The sequence below is a fragment of the Nostoc sp. UHCC 0302 genome (assembly GCF_038096175.1).
GTDB lineage: Bacteria > Cyanobacteriota > Cyanobacteriia > Cyanobacteriales > Nostocaceae > UHCC-0302.
In genome coordinates this window covers 3060732-3076115 of the sequence record NZ_CP151099.1, presented here as the reverse complement: position 1 = coordinate 3076115, position 15384 = coordinate 3060732, and the positions used below count along the sequence as shown (strand labels likewise).

At 43.6% G+C, this 15384-nt stretch carries 17 protein-coding genes and 2 CRISPR repeat arrays; of the genes, 14 read left to right on the top strand and 3 right to left on the bottom strand.

All coding sequences use genetic code 11. The features are described 5' to 3' along the window. The first annotated feature begins 69 nt into the window (after window positions 1-69). The 10 genes from WKK05_RS13210 (at window position 70) to WKK05_RS13165 (ending at window position 9794) form a co-directional block, all read left to right on the top strand. On the top strand, window positions 70-1032 hold the full coding sequence (locus tag WKK05_RS13210) for a DevR family CRISPR-associated autoregulator (protein WP_341530129.1): 963 nt from the start codon (window positions 70-72) through the stop codon (window positions 1030-1032). Then, window positions 1013-1771, top strand: a complete 759-nt coding sequence (locus tag WKK05_RS13205; protein WP_341530128.1) for a hypothetical protein — start codon at window positions 1013-1015, stop codon at window positions 1769-1771. The genes WKK05_RS13210 and WKK05_RS13205 overlap by 20 nt, the downstream gene beginning before the upstream one ends. Further along, the gene (gene cas6, locus WKK05_RS13200) at window positions 1749-2798 is read left to right on the top strand and encodes a CRISPR system precrRNA processing endoribonuclease RAMP protein Cas6 (protein WP_341530127.1); all 1050 of its coding nucleotides are present in this window, start codon (window positions 1749-1751) and stop codon (window positions 2796-2798) included. The genes WKK05_RS13205 and cas6 (WKK05_RS13200) overlap by 23 nt, the downstream gene beginning before the upstream one ends. A gap of 16 nt (window positions 2799-2814) precedes the next feature. Next, the gene (cas4, locus tag WKK05_RS13195; protein WP_341530126.1) at window positions 2815-3414 is read left to right on the top strand and encodes a CRISPR-associated protein Cas4; all 600 of its coding nucleotides are present in this window, start codon (window positions 2815-2817) and stop codon (window positions 3412-3414) included. A gap of 59 nt (window positions 3415-3473) precedes the next feature. Then, window positions 3474-4451 carry a type I-D CRISPR-associated endonuclease Cas1d gene (gene cas1d / locus WKK05_RS13190; protein ID WP_341530125.1) on the top strand — a complete coding sequence of 326 codons (978 nt, stop codon included), beginning with the start codon at window positions 3474-3476 and terminating at the stop codon, window positions 4449-4451. Window positions 4452-4476: 25 nt separating this feature from the next. Beyond that, window positions 4477-4770: a CRISPR-associated endonuclease Cas2 gene (cas2, locus tag WKK05_RS13185; protein WP_152592228.1), complete on the top strand. Its 294-nt coding sequence runs from the start codon at window positions 4477-4479 to the stop codon at window positions 4768-4770. A 219-nt stretch (window positions 4771-4989) separates the two neighbouring features. Beyond that, window positions 4990-6575: direct repeats of the CRISPR family, unit length 36 nt; unit sequence GTTTCCAAAACCTATTACCCCGCAAGGGGACTGAAA. Window positions 6576-6681: 106 nt separating this feature from the next. After that, window positions 6682-7833, top strand: coding sequence for a CRISPR-associated endoribonuclease Cas6 (gene cas6 / locus WKK05_RS13180; RefSeq protein WP_341530124.1), 1152 nt, complete (start codon window positions 6682-6684; stop codon window positions 7831-7833). A 261-nt stretch (window positions 7834-8094) separates the two neighbouring features. Continuing rightward, window positions 8095-9018: a CRISPR direct-repeat array (repeat unit 27 nt; unit sequence GTTTCCAAATTCAATTACCCCGCAAGG). 18 nt (window positions 9019-9036) lie between these two features. Beyond that, complete coding sequence (locus WKK05_RS13175) at window positions 9037-9192, top strand: hypothetical protein (RefSeq protein ID WP_341530123.1); 156 nt, start codon at window positions 9037-9039, stop codon at window positions 9190-9192. Window positions 9193-9234: 42 nt separating this feature from the next. Beyond that, a complete protein-coding gene (locus WKK05_RS13170; protein WP_341530122.1) occupies window positions 9235-9396 on the top strand; it encodes a hypothetical protein in 162 nt (53 codons plus the stop codon). Between the two features lie 122 nt (window positions 9397-9518). Then, window positions 9519-9794 (top strand): HU family DNA-binding protein, encoded by a 276-nt coding sequence (locus WKK05_RS13165; RefSeq protein WP_341530121.1) that lies wholly within the window; start codon window positions 9519-9521, stop codon window positions 9792-9794. Between the two features lie 29 nt (window positions 9795-9823). On the opposite strand, the gene WKK05_RS13160 is transcribed toward WKK05_RS13165, so the two are convergent. Continuing rightward, complete coding sequence (locus WKK05_RS13160; RefSeq protein ID WP_341530120.1) at window positions 9824-10009, bottom strand: hypothetical protein; 186 nt, start codon at window positions 10007-10009, stop codon at window positions 9824-9826. Between the two features lie 325 nt (window positions 10010-10334). On the opposite strand from WKK05_RS13160, the gene WKK05_RS13155 reads away from it, so the two are divergent. After that, a complete protein-coding gene (locus WKK05_RS13155; protein ID WP_341530119.1) occupies window positions 10335-10610 on the top strand; it encodes a UBP-type zinc finger domain-containing protein in 276 nt (91 codons plus the stop codon). A gap of 81 nt (window positions 10611-10691) precedes the next feature. On the opposite strand, the gene ampC is transcribed toward WKK05_RS13155, so the two are convergent. Beyond that, the gene (gene ampC, locus WKK05_RS13150; protein ID WP_341530118.1) at window positions 10692-11882 is read right to left on the bottom strand and encodes a class C beta-lactamase; all 1191 of its coding nucleotides are present in this window, start codon (window positions 11880-11882) and stop codon (window positions 10692-10694) included. A 327-nt stretch (window positions 11883-12209) separates the two neighbouring features. On the opposite strand from ampC, the gene WKK05_RS13145 reads away from it, so the two are divergent. Beyond that, entirely contained in the window at window positions 12210-12485 is a 276-nt protein-coding gene (locus WKK05_RS13145) for an HU family DNA-binding protein (protein ID WP_341530117.1), read from the top strand. Window positions 12486-13015: 530 nt separating this feature from the next. Here WKK05_RS13145 and WKK05_RS13140 read toward each other — a convergent pair. Next, window positions 13016-13426, bottom strand: a complete 411-nt coding sequence (locus WKK05_RS13140) for a hypothetical protein (protein ID WP_341530116.1) — start codon at window positions 13424-13426, stop codon at window positions 13016-13018. Between the two features lie 51 nt (window positions 13427-13477). Between WKK05_RS13140 and WKK05_RS13135 the strand changes: the two genes are divergently transcribed. Together WKK05_RS13135 and WKK05_RS13130 are read left to right on the top strand one after the other, a co-directional pair. Further along, entirely contained in the window at window positions 13478-14341 is an 864-nt protein-coding gene (locus tag WKK05_RS13135) for a GNAT family N-acetyltransferase (protein WP_341530115.1), read from the top strand. 224 nt (window positions 14342-14565) lie between these two features. After that, window positions 14566-15231, top strand: coding sequence for a glutathione S-transferase family protein (locus WKK05_RS13130; protein WP_341530114.1), 666 nt, complete (start codon window positions 14566-14568; stop codon window positions 15229-15231). The last annotated feature ends 153 nt before the right edge of the window (window positions 15232-15384 follow it).

The window sequence follows — 15384 nt, the reverse complement described above, 5'->3', positions numbered from 1 at the left end:
ACGATTTAGAAACTGACGACGAACAAGACATTAATTTAGACGATACTGCAATTTCCGGAGAATCAAGCGATGACTAATACACAATTCCCAGCTTACTCAATCTCTATTAGTGGTTCTTTGTCTTGGCAACTTCACGCCTTGAACAATGAAGGTAACGAAGGCAATCAAAGTTTAACCCGTCGTTATTACATTATTCAAAAAGGAATGAATGAGCCTGAGTCGGTCAATGGTGTTTCTGGTGATATGCTCAAACATATTCAAGCAGAGCATTTGCATCGTATTGCTATTGAATCAGGTCTAAATTTATCAGAAGGCGGTAAGCAATTTAACCCTGACCGTATTGGTTATGACATTGATAAAAATATCGGTATCTTCACTGAAAAAGATACCGATTTAACCACAAAAACTGCCAAAGTTATTCAACGTTGCAGCATCAGTGACTTAGAAGGGTTTATGGTAACTGAGAAAAAAGGACAAACCCTTAAACGCGAGTCTGTGATAGAATTTGGTGCGGTGGTAGGTTTACCAACTTTAGTAAAAACTCAAAGTTACTTCCATGCCAAGTACGGTACAGATAACCCAACCCCCTACAATGTACAAGTCAGTTCTGGTTTGTATGCAACTGTCTTAAACATTGAAGCTTTTCGTATTGGCTACAATCCCCATAATTTCAACTACAGCATCGATACTGTTGAACGCAAAAAACGTTTAGATGCTTTACTTAAAAGTGTTTTGTACACTTACCTCCAACCCAACGGGGCAAAACGCAACACTAACTTACCTCACCCCGACCATTTTGAAGGTGTAGTTACTGTTAGTACCCGCCGTTGTCCTGCACCGATGATTAGTGCTTTAGAAGCAAGCTACAACCGCCAGATTCATAGTTTGGCTAATACCTTAAATAACCTCAACGGTGCAGATACAATACTCTGCTTTGATTTCGAGAATATTGCTGAGTTTGCTGCACAAATCGAAACTCTAATTGAAAGAGCGCAACCTTGGGAGAGCGACAATGCCGAAGCGGTTGAATAAGTCAAACACTACTCAACAGGAATTACCAGTAAATGCCAAGCAATGGCTGACTGTCACTTATCAACCAGTTAGCCTCTTCTCTCTCAAGCGTTCCGATGCTACTAGCATGGCTGCTCGGTCTAACCTTGTGCCTACTCCTTATGCTATTAAAATGGCATTGTTAAAAGTGCTGTTAGAAAGTCAAGGAGGACAGCACCAAAGTGACCTTGACCAATGGATTAAAAGCCAATTTATTTGGATTCGAGACTTAAGTATTCATATTTGGCCACCTGAAAAGTTGGTGGTTAATCGCAACGGCTACAAACTCCGTTATTACGACCAAACTGCTGATAAAGCCGACAAAAGCCGCTCCACTTTGCCAATGCAAGATGGTTTTGTGTTTCGAGAATGGGTGTATATGCAAGGTCATCTGCAAATTTGTTGTGGCCCTAGCGATCGCTTAACTCAGTTAGAACAACTATTCTCTCTAATTAACTACTTCGGTAAACGGGGCTGCTTTTTTCAATACCTGCCACAATACAGCCAACAAACTCTTGATCTGCTGTTTCAACACAATTCTACCTTTGGCTTTACAGTACAGCCAATGGATGATTTGGGTGAGAAAACTACCTTTAATCGCATTAATCCCTATTCCACAGATAAAGCACAACTAGATAAAGACCGAGTAATCAAACCTGGATTTCTTCCTGTGCAACTTACAAGTAGCAGCGCCCGTTATGACATTTACCAAAGATACTGAAGCTGTTTTAACCCGATTAAATTTAGTTCTCAAGCGCACACAAACAGTAACTAACCTAACACCATTAATCTCTTGGTTGCCAGAAATAGAGCTTGCACCAGCCTGGATTCCCCTAAAAACTCATGCTGGTGTCTCCAAAATTATGCCTGTAATGCCAGATTTGAGTTTGTACCCGAAACTCATGGAACTCATCTGCGGGCGTATAGCTCAGGGCAGTTACGTAGAATGGCAACAACAACCCTATGAAATGACAGGAGTTGAAACCGATACTAATACTCTGCACGTAATTCAAATTTCTCTTGTCGCTACTGCACCATTGCCATCAACGTTAGGACGAGCAATTCATGCTCAATGTTTTCAATGGTTTGCTAATGCTGATGCTGCTTTAGCTCAACATCTGCATCAGCAAGAGAGTGTACCCTTTACCCTGGGAGTAGAATATTTTTCTTCAAAAAAGATACAGCTAAGAGTTACCCTGTTGAAAAAGGAACTTTTAGCGCCGCTGCTTTGGGGATTACATAGCAACTTGGGGGGTGAAATAACTTTAGCAGGTGTTCCTTGCCGATTAAACGAATGGATTGATATTTCGCAAACTAGTAATTTTACAAAATTGGTACAAATTCCAGCCCAAAACACTATCAAACTACAATTCGTGTCTCCTACTAGCTTTAAGCAGAGTGGTGCAATACAGCCTTTTCCATTACCAGAGTTAGTTTTTAATGGACTACAGCGGCGTTGGAATCACTTTGCTCCAGCAGAATTAAAATTTCCCGAAATTAAGTGGAATAGTTTCGTCTCTGCTTTCCAACTAAAAACCCAGGCTTTAAAGCTAGAAGGCGGTGCAGAAATTGGAAGCCAAGGCTGGATAATATACCGTTTTCTTGACTCTGAGCCTGCAAAAATTGCTACAGTTCTAGCTCATTTCGCCCATTTTGCTGGAGTAGGACGGAAAACAGCTATGGGAATGGGACAGACTCGTGTGATTGAAAAAATGGAAATTGGTAAGGGCGAAAAACTTAATAACTAAAGTTGACTAACAACTTATGACTGAAGATTATTTACCTCTGGCGTATCTCAACGCTTGGGAATACTGCCCACGCAGATTCTATTTAGAGTATGTGTTGGGTGAGATGTCAGATAACGAACATATTATCTTAGGCCGTCACATACACCGCAATATTAACGAAGAAACAACATTTCAAGAAGGCGAAACGCTAATTCATCAACAGCAATGGGTGTGGAGTGATCGCTTAAAGGTCGCAGGTATCATTGATGCAGTTGAAGAATCCAATGGTCAGCTTGTCCCTGTGGAATATAAAAAAGGGAAGATGGCACAACATCTTAATGACCATTTTCAACTTTGTGCAGCTGCTTTGTGTATAGAAGAACGTACCGGACGCAGCCTTGCTTACGGTGAGATTTTTTATCACACTAACCGCAGAAGACAGACAGTAGCATTAACACCGCAGCTACGGCAAATGACTGAGCAAGCGATCGCTTTTGCTCAACTTGCTGCCCAAAGAACTATGCCTGCGCCAATTGACAACACTAAAAAGTGTCTTTCATGCAGTTTAAAAGAGATTTGTCTACCTTTTGAAGTTAAACAGTTACGAAGTTCAATGAATCCTGAAACCGATGATTAATTTCATTAGGAGAAATTGATTAATCATTTTTATCCACCACTCATTACCAGCGCTTTAAAATGTCAGTACTTTACGTAACTCAAGCTGATGCCGTTTTGAGCAAGAATTATGAGGCTTTTAATGTTGCTCTCAAACAATCAGATGGTTCTTGGAAAAAACAGACTGTTGCAGCCCAAACTGTTGAACAAGTTGTCTTGATGGGCAACCCTCAAGTCACAGGAGATGCTCTAGTGTATGCTTTGGAACTGGGTATGCCTGTTCACTATCTTTCTAGCTTTGGTAAATATCTGGGTTCTGCGCTTCCTGGTTATTCGCGCAACGGTCAATTGCGATTAGCACAATATAAACTATATAGCGATCCCGTCGGACGTTTAGAATTAGTCAAAGCAATTGTGACAGCCAAAATTCATAACCAATATCAAGTTTTATATCGTCATAATGAACGAAATAATCCTCTTAAAGAACGTAAAAGTCTTGTTAAAAGCCAAAAAACTATAGATCAGGTCAGAGGAATTGAAGGTTTAGCTGCACGAGAGTATTTTGCTTGTTGGCCACGGATGGTTGGAAAACAATGGACATTTACTGGTCGAAATCGCCGTCCGCCTACTGACCCAGTGAACTCGTTGCTCAGTTTTGCTTATGGTTTGTTGCGAGTTCAAGTAACAGCTGCGGTTCATGTTGCTGGGTTAGATCCTTATATTGGTTATTTACATGAAGTCCATCATGGTCAGCCCGCAATAGTGTTGGATCTCATGGAAGAGTTTCGCTCATTGATCGCTGACAATGTAGTGTTAGCTGTATTGCATAAACATGAAATTCAACCTGACGATTTTAATGAAAGTTTAGGCGCATATCGCCTCAAGGATACTGCGAGAAAAACTTTCTTACAGGCATTCGAGCGCAAAATGAATGATGAATTTAAACATCCAGTTTTTGAGTACAGATGCACTTATCGACGAGCTATTGAATTACAAGCTCGATTACTGTCTCGGCATTTACAGGAAGGGATTCCATATAAGGCTTTAGCTTTGCGTTAATCATCATTTATCGAAAAATCTGACAATGACTACTCTGTTTTATTTAATAATTTATGACCTGCCTGATAACAAAGCTGCAAATAAACGTCGCACTCGTTTACATAAAATGTTGTCTGGCTATGGTAAATGGACACAGTACAGCGTTTTTGAGTGTTTTTTAACAGCGATACAATTTGCGACACTCCAGACCAAAATAGAAAAACTGGTTAAGCCTGAAGAGGATTCGGTACGATTGTATGTACTTGATGCGGGCGCAATCAAGCGAACAATTACATACGGTTCTGAAATTCCTCGACAAGAGCAAACAATAGTTTTATGATTATGTAATCAGCTTGATGTTTGGCAAGTCGAAGCGGGGGCTAAAACCCTGGGGATCTGCCAAAATCGCCAGAACCTTGACAAGTGAATAATTACAGCGTTTCAGTAATCGGGAAAGTTGCAAATTACTTGCAATAAGAGCGGCCGAAAATGACCTTATTTTTCGATCCGTCAAAAACCTTTCCAGGAAGCCTGCTCTGTAACAGTTTCAGACCGAGCCGTTTCCAAAACCTATTACCCCGCAAGGGGACTGAAACAATTCAAAGTCAACCTAACCAATGAGCCGGATAGTTTCCAAAACCTATTACCCCGCAAGGGGACTGAAACTCCTAGCCTTAAGAAGCCTGGGATAGGCAGATTTACCCAACAGCTGGGTTTCCAAAACCTATTACCCCGCAAGGGGACTGAAACATCTGCTTATTAATTCTTCTATTGCTACTTTTAATGTTTCCAAAACCTATTACCCCGCAAGGGGACTGAAACATAACACAAGCGAATCCTTCATAAAAAATTTCCATAAAGTTTCCAAAACCTATTACCCCGCAAGGGGACTGAAACCCAAAAAACACGACTATCCTATTAGCTTCAGATGGGTTTCCAAAACCTATTACCCCGCAAGGGGACTGAAACATTTAGCAAGCTTTGGATTAATTCCAGAAGTCAAGGTTTCCAAAACCTATTACCCCGCAAGGGGACTGAAACATTCTAATTAACTCTGCTCTTGTTGGAGTTGTTAATAGTTTCCAAAACCTATTACCCCGCAAGGGGACTGAAACATGCTTTAATTGCGTTCCGGCGGGTGCATCTGGCGTGGGTTTCCAAAACCTATTACCCCGCAAGGGGACTGAAACATTGAGTTGATATCCTGTAATGCGTTTATTCCAAAGTTTCCAAAACCTATTACCCCGCAAGGGGACTGAAACGAAGAGTTCTAACCTCTAACACCGCGCGTAAATCCCTAAGTTTCCAAAACCTATTACCCCGCAAGGGGACTGAAACGTCAATTTACTGGATTTAGGAAATATCCGGCCACGTTTCCAAAACCTATTACCCCGCAAGGGGACTGAAACAAAAGACAAATCGCAAATAATGCCGCGTCTACTGGGTTTCCAAAACCTATTACCCCGCAAGGGGACTGAAACACACGTGACCCAAGCAACTTAATGCCCGCCTCAGTCCGTTTCCAAAACCTATTACCCCGCAAGGGGACTGAAACAACATAAGCCATAGTTGAAAACCTTTTAGTTGACTGAATAGTTTCCAAAACCTATTACCCCGCAAGGGGACTGAAACCACCTGGGGGTTAGCTGCAATAATCTCATCAGCTGGTTTCCAAAACCTATTACCCCGCAAGGGGACTGAAACATTGACATTCAGCAGGAGAAAGCAACACTACGTCAGGCAGTTTCCAAAACCTATTACCCCGCAAGGGGACTGAAACAGGAACCCTCAACAGGTTTAGGACTAAGCATAATTCGTTTCCAAAACCTATTACCCCGCAAGGGGACTGAAACTAATCCTCTGGCAGTGAAATAATTTTTCTACACCCTGGAGTTTCCAAAACCTATTACCCTGCAAGGGGACTGAAACGAGTTCCGCGATCGCCTCATCAAATTCTATCCCCACTGTTTCCAAAACCTATTACCCCGCAAGGGGACTGAAACCTTTAAATCTTTAGCTTGTGCTTCGCCGTCAGGAGGTTTCCAAAACCTATTACCCCGCAAGGGGACTGAAACACGAGCGATCGCACTTTCTTGATTGTGGCGGAAAGTTTCCAAAACCTATTACCCCGCAAGGGGACTGAAATAGGTGAACACTCCCACATTAGCACCACCAGCCTGTAATCAATTTTTCCCATAAGAGGATAGAAATCGCCTAAAATATTGAACACGATTTGAGCCAGTAGTAAGCGATGCCAAGAGCAGTCACAAGCACCAGCCGCAAACCTAAAACTAAATCAGTGCCGACTTCTTCAGTTCCTACATGGGCAGATAAGACTGAATTAGTAGGCTTGGTGTTTGATTTAGAACCAACTGTCTCAGTTTCCCTCTACTCGCAATACAGTATTGCACTCCACGCTTGGTTTTTAAAGCAAGTACAGCAAATCGACCCAAAGCTATCAGCTTATCTCCATGATGGAGAATCAGAAAAACCTTTTAATATCTCAGCGCTGTCAGGTCAATTGGTTGCTAGTGGCAAACAACTAAAATTGGAAGTTAATCAGACTTACTACTGGCACTTAAATGCTCTATCTCAACGGGTGGTGCAATTTCTAAAACTTTGGTTAACGAACTTACCCAAAATTATTGAGTTGAATGGAGTATCGTTGCAAATAAAACAGGTGAGTATCGCTCATGCTCCAACCACTTATTCACAATTGCTGCAATCACCAAGGCAGCAGTCTATAGTTGATCTCAGTTTTATTTCACCAACAAGTTTTCGTCGCAAAGGTAATCATTTCCCTCTGCCAGTCCCAGAAAATCTGTTCCACAGCTACCTACGACGCTGGAATGATTTTTCACAGATGCCAGTAGAACAAGAGACTTTTCTCAAATGGGTAGATGAAGGAGTAATTATTCATCAGCATCGTTTGGAATCGATGAAAGTGGCAGCAGGAAAACGTGGGTCAGTCACAGGTTTTACTGGAGCAATATCTTTGGGCTTAAGCAAGGTAGCTTTAGCAAATACTGAGTTTACTCAGTTGTTTTATGCTTTGGTTAGGCTTGCCCCATACTGCGGCACAGGACATAAAACTACTTTTGGTTTGGGACAAACACGCTCTGGTTGGTTAGCAGAACAAAAGTCAGCTATAGCTGAGCAGTTGATTCCCGATATGCTAGCTCAACGCATTGAAGAACTAACCGAGATATTCACTGCCCAACGCAAACGCAAGGGCGGCGAACGTACAGATAGAATTGCCAGCACTTGGGCAACGATATTAGCCCGTAAAGAAACGGGTGAATCAGTCAAGGCGATCGCCTCTGATTTGCAAATGCCAGATGAAACGGTGAAAACTTATGTCAAATTAGCTCGTAAAGCGCTCAAACAGGAAAATAACAGTTAATACACTTTGTTTCTCGACAATAGTAAATAGTAGTCTTATGATTAAGAAATCAGCTTGATGTTTGGCAAGTCGAAGCGAGGTCAAAAACACCGGAGACTCGTCAAAATCGCCAGAACCTTGACAATATAATAGTTTCAAAGTTTCAGTGCTAGGGGAAGTTGCAAATGAGTTGCAATAAGAGGGGCTGAAAATGACCTAAATTTTCGATCCGTCAAAAACCTTCCCAGGAAGCTTGCTCTGTATCAGTTTCAGCACCGAGCGGTTTCCAAATTCAATTACCCCGCAAGGAATATACTCATTATTAATTCTTACCCTTAAATAAGTTGTACCGTAAGGTTTCCAAATTCAATTACCCCGCAAGGAATATACTCAATGTGTGACTTCATTGTTGGGTTGCACGGAGCGATCGCGGTTTCCAAATTCAATTACCCCGCAAGGAATATACTCACGTAATCTCCATTTCATCACTTTGGAGAGATAAAAGTTTCCAAATTCAATTACCCCGCAAGGAATATACTCTGATATAAGACGAGCCAAAGAACTGACCGAGGCTTTAGAAGTTTCCAAATTCAATTACCCCGCAAGGAATATACTCTGTGTAAGCCTCGCTGCTGATCATGCCAAATACTTAAGTTTCCAAATTCAATTACCCCGCAAGGAATATACTCTTTTAATAGCGCTAGTTGTGCGGCGTTTGCACCAACATTTAGGTTTCCAAATTCAATTACCCCGCAAGGAATATACTCTAAAAGAAAAAAATAACCCACTGCGAGAAGTTTCCAAATTCAATTACCCCGCAAGGGGACTGAAACATATTAGTTTTAGTCACAGTTTTAGATCATGGATGAGTTTCCAAATTCAATTACCCCGCAAGGGGACTGAAACAAAGATGTTTAATATGAAAATCGCTTGTCTGCTTTTCAGTTTCCAAATTCAATTACCCCGCAAGGGGACTGAAACGTATTCGTTGTTAAGTGACTCTGGGTCGATACTGTAATGTTTCCAAATTCAATTACCCCGCAAGGGGACTGAAACGTTGGACAATTGATATAAATAAATTGGATCTTCAGGTTTCCAAATTCAATTACCCCGCAAGGGGACTGAAACGCCCAACTCCAGGCTGTGATGAAACCCGTAGCTAGGTCTCCACTAGTTTCCAAATTACAATTACCCCGCAAGGGGACTGAAACCCCAGAAGAATCTATGCATTTCAGTTATCGCCCATCCGTTTGTGGAGATTTGAGGATAGCGTTTCTTAAAGTCCCCGTAGTCGTCAGTTTCCATAGACCAGAATACGGCTTTGTTTACTCGTGCGATCGCTTTCAAGATTGCAAACGAGCGCATCGCACCTTACTCTAATTCCGCAGCCAATCACCTCCAAAGCTATGGAAAGCCCTGCTGATGCGAACTTTGGGATTGCTACTGGTCGCTCCCGTAGCCAACCTTGTGCAAATCCGCAGGAATCGCATGAAAAAAGCGCAAACTGTAGATTGGCCGTTTGACTACAGCAGATGCTCTCCTGAAACTCAACTGGCTTTACCCATTAATTCAAAGTTGCCATAGCAGTAGGTGTGCATTGTTAACTTTGGTATGCCGCGTGATTGTTAGTGCTTTTCCCCCTAGCCTCACAGAAGTTACTCATGGTAAAGTAAATTTCCGTTATTTGCAATACTTCAGAGTGATTTATGAACAAAGGCGAACTAGTGGATGCTGTAGCAGCAAAAGCCAACGTCACAAAAAAGCAGGCTGATGAAATCATCAGTGCTTTTTTAGAAGTCGTGACTGAGGCTGTAGCCAATGGGGAGAAGATAACGCTGGTAGGCTTTGGCTCATTTGAGCGGCGTGAGCGTGCTGAGCGAGAAGGGCGTAATCCCAAAACGAATGAGCCAATGACTATTCCGGCTACTAGAGTGCCTGGGTTTTCTCCTGGGAAGCTGTTTAAAGAAAAAGTAGCGCCATAGATACATTGGGTTTACTGCTAGCAATCGAATCACTGCTCCTGTTGTAGCGCTCGCGTTCTCAAGACACCAGGGGGCAACGGCAGGGGGGACGTGGGTGTGGAATTGCAGATGTTGCAGAGGCGATCGCTGCGCCAATGCCAAAAGCGAATGCGCTTCACTGACAAGATAATGTGATTGTCTTTTGAACTAATACCACAGCTAATTACTTCCTCCATCGGATCTTCCAACAATGGCGAACTACAGAATATGCTTGCTGATGAGCGGTTGCTGATGAAAAGAAACTTGGGGATAGATTAAGGTGTGTAGATGTAGCCCCTAAAAGTGGACATCGCTCTATTAGGCAATGCATAGGCTAGCGCCTCCCCAATCGCTTCTCCCAAGAATGGCGAAAGCCTTGCTGATGTAGGCTATAGGATTAATACTAAGTCTGCAAAACCTTGGCTGCATCGGGTGAGTGGGAATGTTAGTGCTTAACTAACAAATTTAGCTGTGTTACCCCACACCAATCTATACTCTGATTAACGTGTCACTCAAATCTCTATGAGCTGCAAACATTTAGATAATCTGACTGTGGACACTCTGATTTCTAAAGCAAACTATCCAGTATTCCGCTGTGAAGAGTGTATCCGGATCAACAGTCGCTGGGTGCATCTTCGCATTTGTCAAAGTTGCGGCAAGATGCTGTGCTGTGATTCTTCTGAACATCAACACGCACGGCAGCATTATGAAGAAACTGGACATTCAGTGATTAGCTCGGCGGAGTTAGGAGAACAGTGGTTATGGTGTTTTTTGGATGAACAGGTAAAGAACTATTAAACTAAGGCGATTGCGCCTTCCCTGTGTTCGTTCGTTTTTGAGAAGGTGGCAAGTCAAAACTTGATTTAAAGAGGAGCTTCTTCAACGAGTGTTTGTCAATCCGAGCTTGCTGTCTAGCGCCATCAATATCTGGTAGGCGGCCTTCACACGAGCCGGGATAGGATAGTTCTTGTTCGCCATCATCACAATGCCGATGCCCTTGACTGGAACAAAGGCAACATAGGCACTGAACCCATTCGTCGAGCCGGTTTTGTTGATCAGCACCTTATCGTGCGGTGGTAGCGGCGGAGCAAGTCTGATCACCTCGTTGGCCTTAAGGCTCACTTGCGGCGAGTTCCCCGCAAGCAGTCGGTTGAGATTTATTGGATAAGTATACATCTCCCATCCTAGTCCCTGCGTCATGTCGCCGACCTTGAAGTATCCGGTGTGCGTTCCGGCAATCGCGCGTTGGAGAGTTTTGTCCAACTCCGTGCCGTTCATATTCGCCTCGACGAACTGGATCATGTCGGACGCAGTTGTCTTCACGCCATAGGCTTCCGAATCCAGAACGCCAGGACTCACTCGGATCGGCTTGTTATCTTTCGAGTAGCCATAAGCGTATTTACCCATCTGGTCTTGCGGAACCCTAATATAAGTACGCGTCAAGCCAAGTCTCGGGAAAAGCTTCTTCTCCATTAGCTCATCGAAAGGCTTGCCCATGCTTCTGGCGGTCAGATAACCAAACAAGCCGATGCTCGGGTTTGAATAGAGCCGATGGGTACCAGCCGCATAGCTCGGGCGCCAGCCTTTATAATAGGCGATCATATCCTGCTGATCATTGACATCATCCGGGAACTGTAGGGGTAGACCGCCCGCTGTATAGGTGCCAAGATTGAGAAGGCTGATTTTGTTGAAACTGCTGCCAGCGAGCGCGGGCAGATATTTACTTGCGTTATCGACAAGAGACAGAGTTCCACTTATTTGCGCGTAGGACGCGAGGGTTGCTGTGAATGTTTTGCTAACCGAGCCGATCTCGAAAATCGTATCCTTAGTGACCTTTTGTCCGCTCTCAAGAGAGGCGACACCGTAATTAAAGAAATATCGCTTTCCCTGAACCGTGACCGCCACAGCCATCCCCGGAACATTGTTCTCGTCCATAATGGGTCGAATCGCTTCGCTCACGATTCGCTCAAATTGGCTTTGGTCTTTGCTATCGGCAGTTTGGGCGCATCCGCCCAAGAAAAAGCAAGTAGCAGCAATAATTCCAACCTTCAGAACGAAAATCTTCCTCATAACAGATACAGTGACTCTATTAGGTTTGCCCTCATCTCAAAGTTCCCAATTTATTTAGTAATTCTAATCTTACGGGGCTACAACTTGGGCTAGGATGCAGATAAAATAAGCCTCATCGCCCTCTCTCCTTGCTGATAGTACTTACGCTTGTTATGACTTAATGTCAATAGAGTATTTCATAATAACTCGATATTTCTCCCAAACTTTTAACCAACAATTTTAGGGATGTAATTTTCATGTGTTGCTAGAAATTTATTCATTTTCCCCTTTGCTAATAAGAGCTAGTAATGCTAGATTTCCTTTATTTGCAACATTCCAGGGTGATTTATGAACAAAGGCGAACTAGTGGATGCTGTAGCGGCAAAGGCCAACGTCACAAAAAAGCAGGCTGATGAAATCATTAGTGCTTTTTTAGAAGTCGTGACTGAGGCTGTAGCTAATGGGGAAAAGATAACGCTGGTAGGGTTTGGGTCATTCGAGCGACGCGAACGTGCCGAGCGTGAGGGGCGTAATCCCAAAACCCAAGAGACAATGACTATCCCAGCAACTAGAGTGCCTGGGTTTTCTCCTGGGAAGCTGTTCAAAGAAAAAGTAGCACCATAGATGCATTGCTTTACCACCAGCAATCTAATCGCTGCAAAGGCGTAGCGATCGCTGTTTTCAAGGCAGCGTAGGGCAACGGCGGGGGAACGTGAGTGTGGAATTGCAGATGTTGCACAAGTGCGATCGCTGGGTCAACGCCTGGCTTCTTGATGCCTGTTTTCGGAGGATCTTCTGTCTTGAGAAGAGCTGTAGTAGGGCGATCGCGCTTCCCTATGTTCGTTCATTTTTGAGACGGTGGCAAGCCACGACTTGATTTAAAGAGGAGCTTCCTCAACGAGTACTCGTTAATCCGAGCTTGCTATCTAGCGCCATCAATATCTGGTAGGCGGCTTTGACGCGAGCCAGGATGGGATAGTTCTTGTTCGCCATCATCATGATGCCGATGCCCTTGACTGGAACAGAGGCAACATAGTAAAAACTGCTATAACGGCGAACAGCCCGCTACTTACCTACCACAATTTCATCTACTGTTAGAGATTGAAACGGAGTCGCAGATTACTGACCTTGTGTCTTTACAAGTTCAGAGTTAATCAATTCCCGAAACCTTTAGCAGATTTTTTCTTTTTTGTCGGCTCTATTGTCATTAACTCTGCTGTAAAACCTCTAGAATTTTGCAACATTAATTTATGAATTCGCTGATGTTGGTAAGCCTGAACTTCAGAAGCTAAGGGATGATTATGGTCAATTTTTAGATGAGTAATAGAAGAAACGTATTTTTCTTGATTTTCGGGACTGTTTGGCTCTTTTAGCCCGCACATAATCCCACCTTCATCTCCTGAATAACCCACGAAATCAATTTCAAATTCCCTGTCTGGATTGGCGGGTTCTCCTTTTTGTTTTAACGTTTTGAGAAACTGTTTGCCAGCCTTGACTTTAATTGGTAAGCTTTGTTTTAATTTTTCAGTCAGCGCTTTTGCTGCATTATAATCATCAATCCTCATCTGTCTTTCTCCTCGGGCGATTGCACAATAAGATAAAAGTAGAAAAATGTTATGACCGCGATAACACCAATGACAATGGACAATTTTACCATTCGAGCAATGAGGAGGTCAGAATTAGATTTGATAATTGATTGGGCAGCAGTTGAAGGCTGGAATCCAGGAATTTATGATGCTGAATGTTTTTACCAAGCTGATCAATGCGGTTTTTTCGTGGGGGAATTGAACAATGAACTTGTAGCAAGTATTTCTGCTGTTGCTTACTCTAAACACTTTGCCGTTATTGGCTTTTATATTGTCAAAGAGCAGTTTCGTGGGCAAGGTTTTGGCATGAAGATGTGGAAGGCAGCAATGGCATACCTTGGTAGTGAGCGTAACATTAGCTTAGATGGAGAGATTGCTCAACAGGAGAATTACCAAAAATCAGGTTTTCAAATCGCCTACAGTCATATTCGTTATCAGGCTGTAGGCTCAGGCATTGTGCCGGACGGCATTGTAGAGCTTAAAAATGTGCCTTTTGATCAGTTAATTGCTTACGGGCAAAAGCTTTTTCCGGCAAAGCGTGAGCAGTTCCTACGACTTTGGATAAAGCAACCAAACAGTGCTGCATATGGAGTTGTAAGAGATGGGCATCTTGTTGGTTATGGAGTCATCCGCCAAAGTCACACAGGTTTCCGGATTGGGCCGTTGAATGCTGAGGATGAACAAATTGCCGAGCAACTCTTACTCGCCTTGCTTGCTTTTAGTTCTGATGCTCCGGTGTTTCTTGATGTACCAGATGCTAATTCCGAAGCGATAAAACTGGCTCAACGTTACTCTATGAAGCCAGTCTCCCAAGTCGCTCGGATGTACAATAAAGAAATTCCTAACTTGCCTATAAATCGTGTATTTGCTGTAACTAGCCTAGAAGTTGGTTAGCTAAGTATTATTTCACCAATCCACGTTACATTGCCGTGCAGCGCCAGCATTGGCAAGCCCTGTAAAATGTATGTAACACTATTACCAATAGTGTTGCATTTGTCTTTTTGCGATAGTTCCGCTGATGCTTTTAATGCCAGCTTTGATGCTGATATCTAGAGTTGCTGTTCTTGCCGGACAGAACACACCCAGAGCAGAAAATTGGACTGAAAGGAGAAATCACTATGACCCTGACAATGGCACCCACCATTACCGCTTTTGAACGGTCGCCTGATCGCGGCAAGGGACTGGCGCGTGATATGCGCGTTCGCTGGGCGCTCGAAGAAGTGGGCCAACCTTATAACGTTCGTCTTGTTTCGTTCAGTGAAATGAAGCAACCCGCGCACCGTGCGCTTCATCCTTTTGGGCAAATTCCAACCTACGAGTCAGGTGATCTCGCCCTGTTCGAGTCGGGGGCGATCGTGTTCCATATTGCCGAGCGCCATACAGGGCTGTTGCCAGACGATGCCAATAGTCGAGCGCGAGCGATCATATGGATGTTTGCCGCACTTAACACGATGGAGCCGCCAATCGTTGATCGGGAAATCGCCGCGTACTTAGAGCGTGATGAGGTCTGGTACGAGCAGCGCCTGCGTGTCGTCGAAGGTCGCATCCGTAAACGGCTCTTAGAACTTTCCAGTCACCTTGGAGATGCCGACTGGCTCGATGGCGCATTCAGCGCAGGTGACCTTATGATGGTGGAAGTGCTGCTCAGGTTGAAAGACTCGGGTATGCTCTCCGACTATCCAAATCTCTCTACCTATGTCGCCCGTGGCGAAGCGCGACCCGCCTTCAAGCGTGCTTTCGCCGCTCAATTAGCGGTTTTCACGCGTCAGCAACCGACTGGCTGACCTGACTTTTTACGGCATCTGGAAAACGCCATTTTCAGCTTTTCTCAAACCTGGATTTTTACGTTAGCCATTTTGATCAATTTAGAGCTATTGAGAATCAGCCTGTGGAAAAAGTCATGTTGTTTCGCGGCTTGAAGACTTCCCGTGAAAAGT

Coding starts and splice junctions, on each gene's coding strand:
- WKK05_RS13210 (WP_341530129.1), top strand. CDS start 70: ATGACTAATACACAATTCCCAGCTTACTCAATCTCTATTAGTGGTTCT.
- WKK05_RS13205 (WP_341530128.1), top strand. CDS start 1,013: ATGCCGAAGCGGTTGAATAAGTCAAACACTACTCAACAGGAATTACCA.
- cas6 (WP_341530127.1), top strand. CDS start 1,749: ATGACATTTACCAAAGATACTGAAGCTGTTTTAACCCGATTAAATTTA.
- cas4 (WP_341530126.1), top strand. CDS start 2,815: ATGACTGAAGATTATTTACCTCTGGCGTATCTCAACGCTTGGGAATAC.
- cas1d (WP_341530125.1), top strand. CDS start 3,474: ATGTCAGTACTTTACGTAACTCAAGCTGATGCCGTTTTGAGCAAGAAT.
- cas2 (WP_152592228.1), top strand. CDS start 4,477: ATGACTACTCTGTTTTATTTAATAATTTATGACCTGCCTGATAACAAA.
- cas6 (WP_341530124.1), top strand. CDS start 6,682: ATGCCAAGAGCAGTCACAAGCACCAGCCGCAAACCTAAAACTAAATCA.
- WKK05_RS13175 (WP_341530123.1), top strand. CDS start 9,037: ATGCATTTCAGTTATCGCCCATCCGTTTGTGGAGATTTGAGGATAGCG.
- WKK05_RS13170 (WP_341530122.1), top strand. CDS start 9,235: ATGCGAACTTTGGGATTGCTACTGGTCGCTCCCGTAGCCAACCTTGTG.
- WKK05_RS13165 (WP_341530121.1), top strand. CDS start 9,519: ATGAACAAAGGCGAACTAGTGGATGCTGTAGCAGCAAAAGCCAACGTC.
- WKK05_RS13160 (WP_341530120.1), bottom strand. CDS start 10,009: ATGGAGGAAGTAATTAGCTGTGGTATTAGTTCAAAAGACAATCACATT.
- WKK05_RS13155 (WP_341530119.1), top strand. CDS start 10,335: ATGAGCTGCAAACATTTAGATAATCTGACTGTGGACACTCTGATTTCT.
- ampC (WP_341530118.1), bottom strand. CDS start 11,882: ATGAGGAAGATTTTCGTTCTGAAGGTTGGAATTATTGCTGCTACTTGC.
- WKK05_RS13145 (WP_341530117.1), top strand. CDS start 12,210: ATGAACAAAGGCGAACTAGTGGATGCTGTAGCGGCAAAGGCCAACGTC.
- WKK05_RS13140 (WP_341530116.1), bottom strand. CDS start 13,426: ATGAGGATTGATGATTATAATGCAGCAAAAGCGCTGACTGAAAAATTA.
- WKK05_RS13135 (WP_341530115.1), top strand. CDS start 13,478: ATGACCGCGATAACACCAATGACAATGGACAATTTTACCATTCGAGCA.
- WKK05_RS13130 (WP_341530114.1), top strand. CDS start 14,566: ATGACCCTGACAATGGCACCCACCATTACCGCTTTTGAACGGTCGCCT.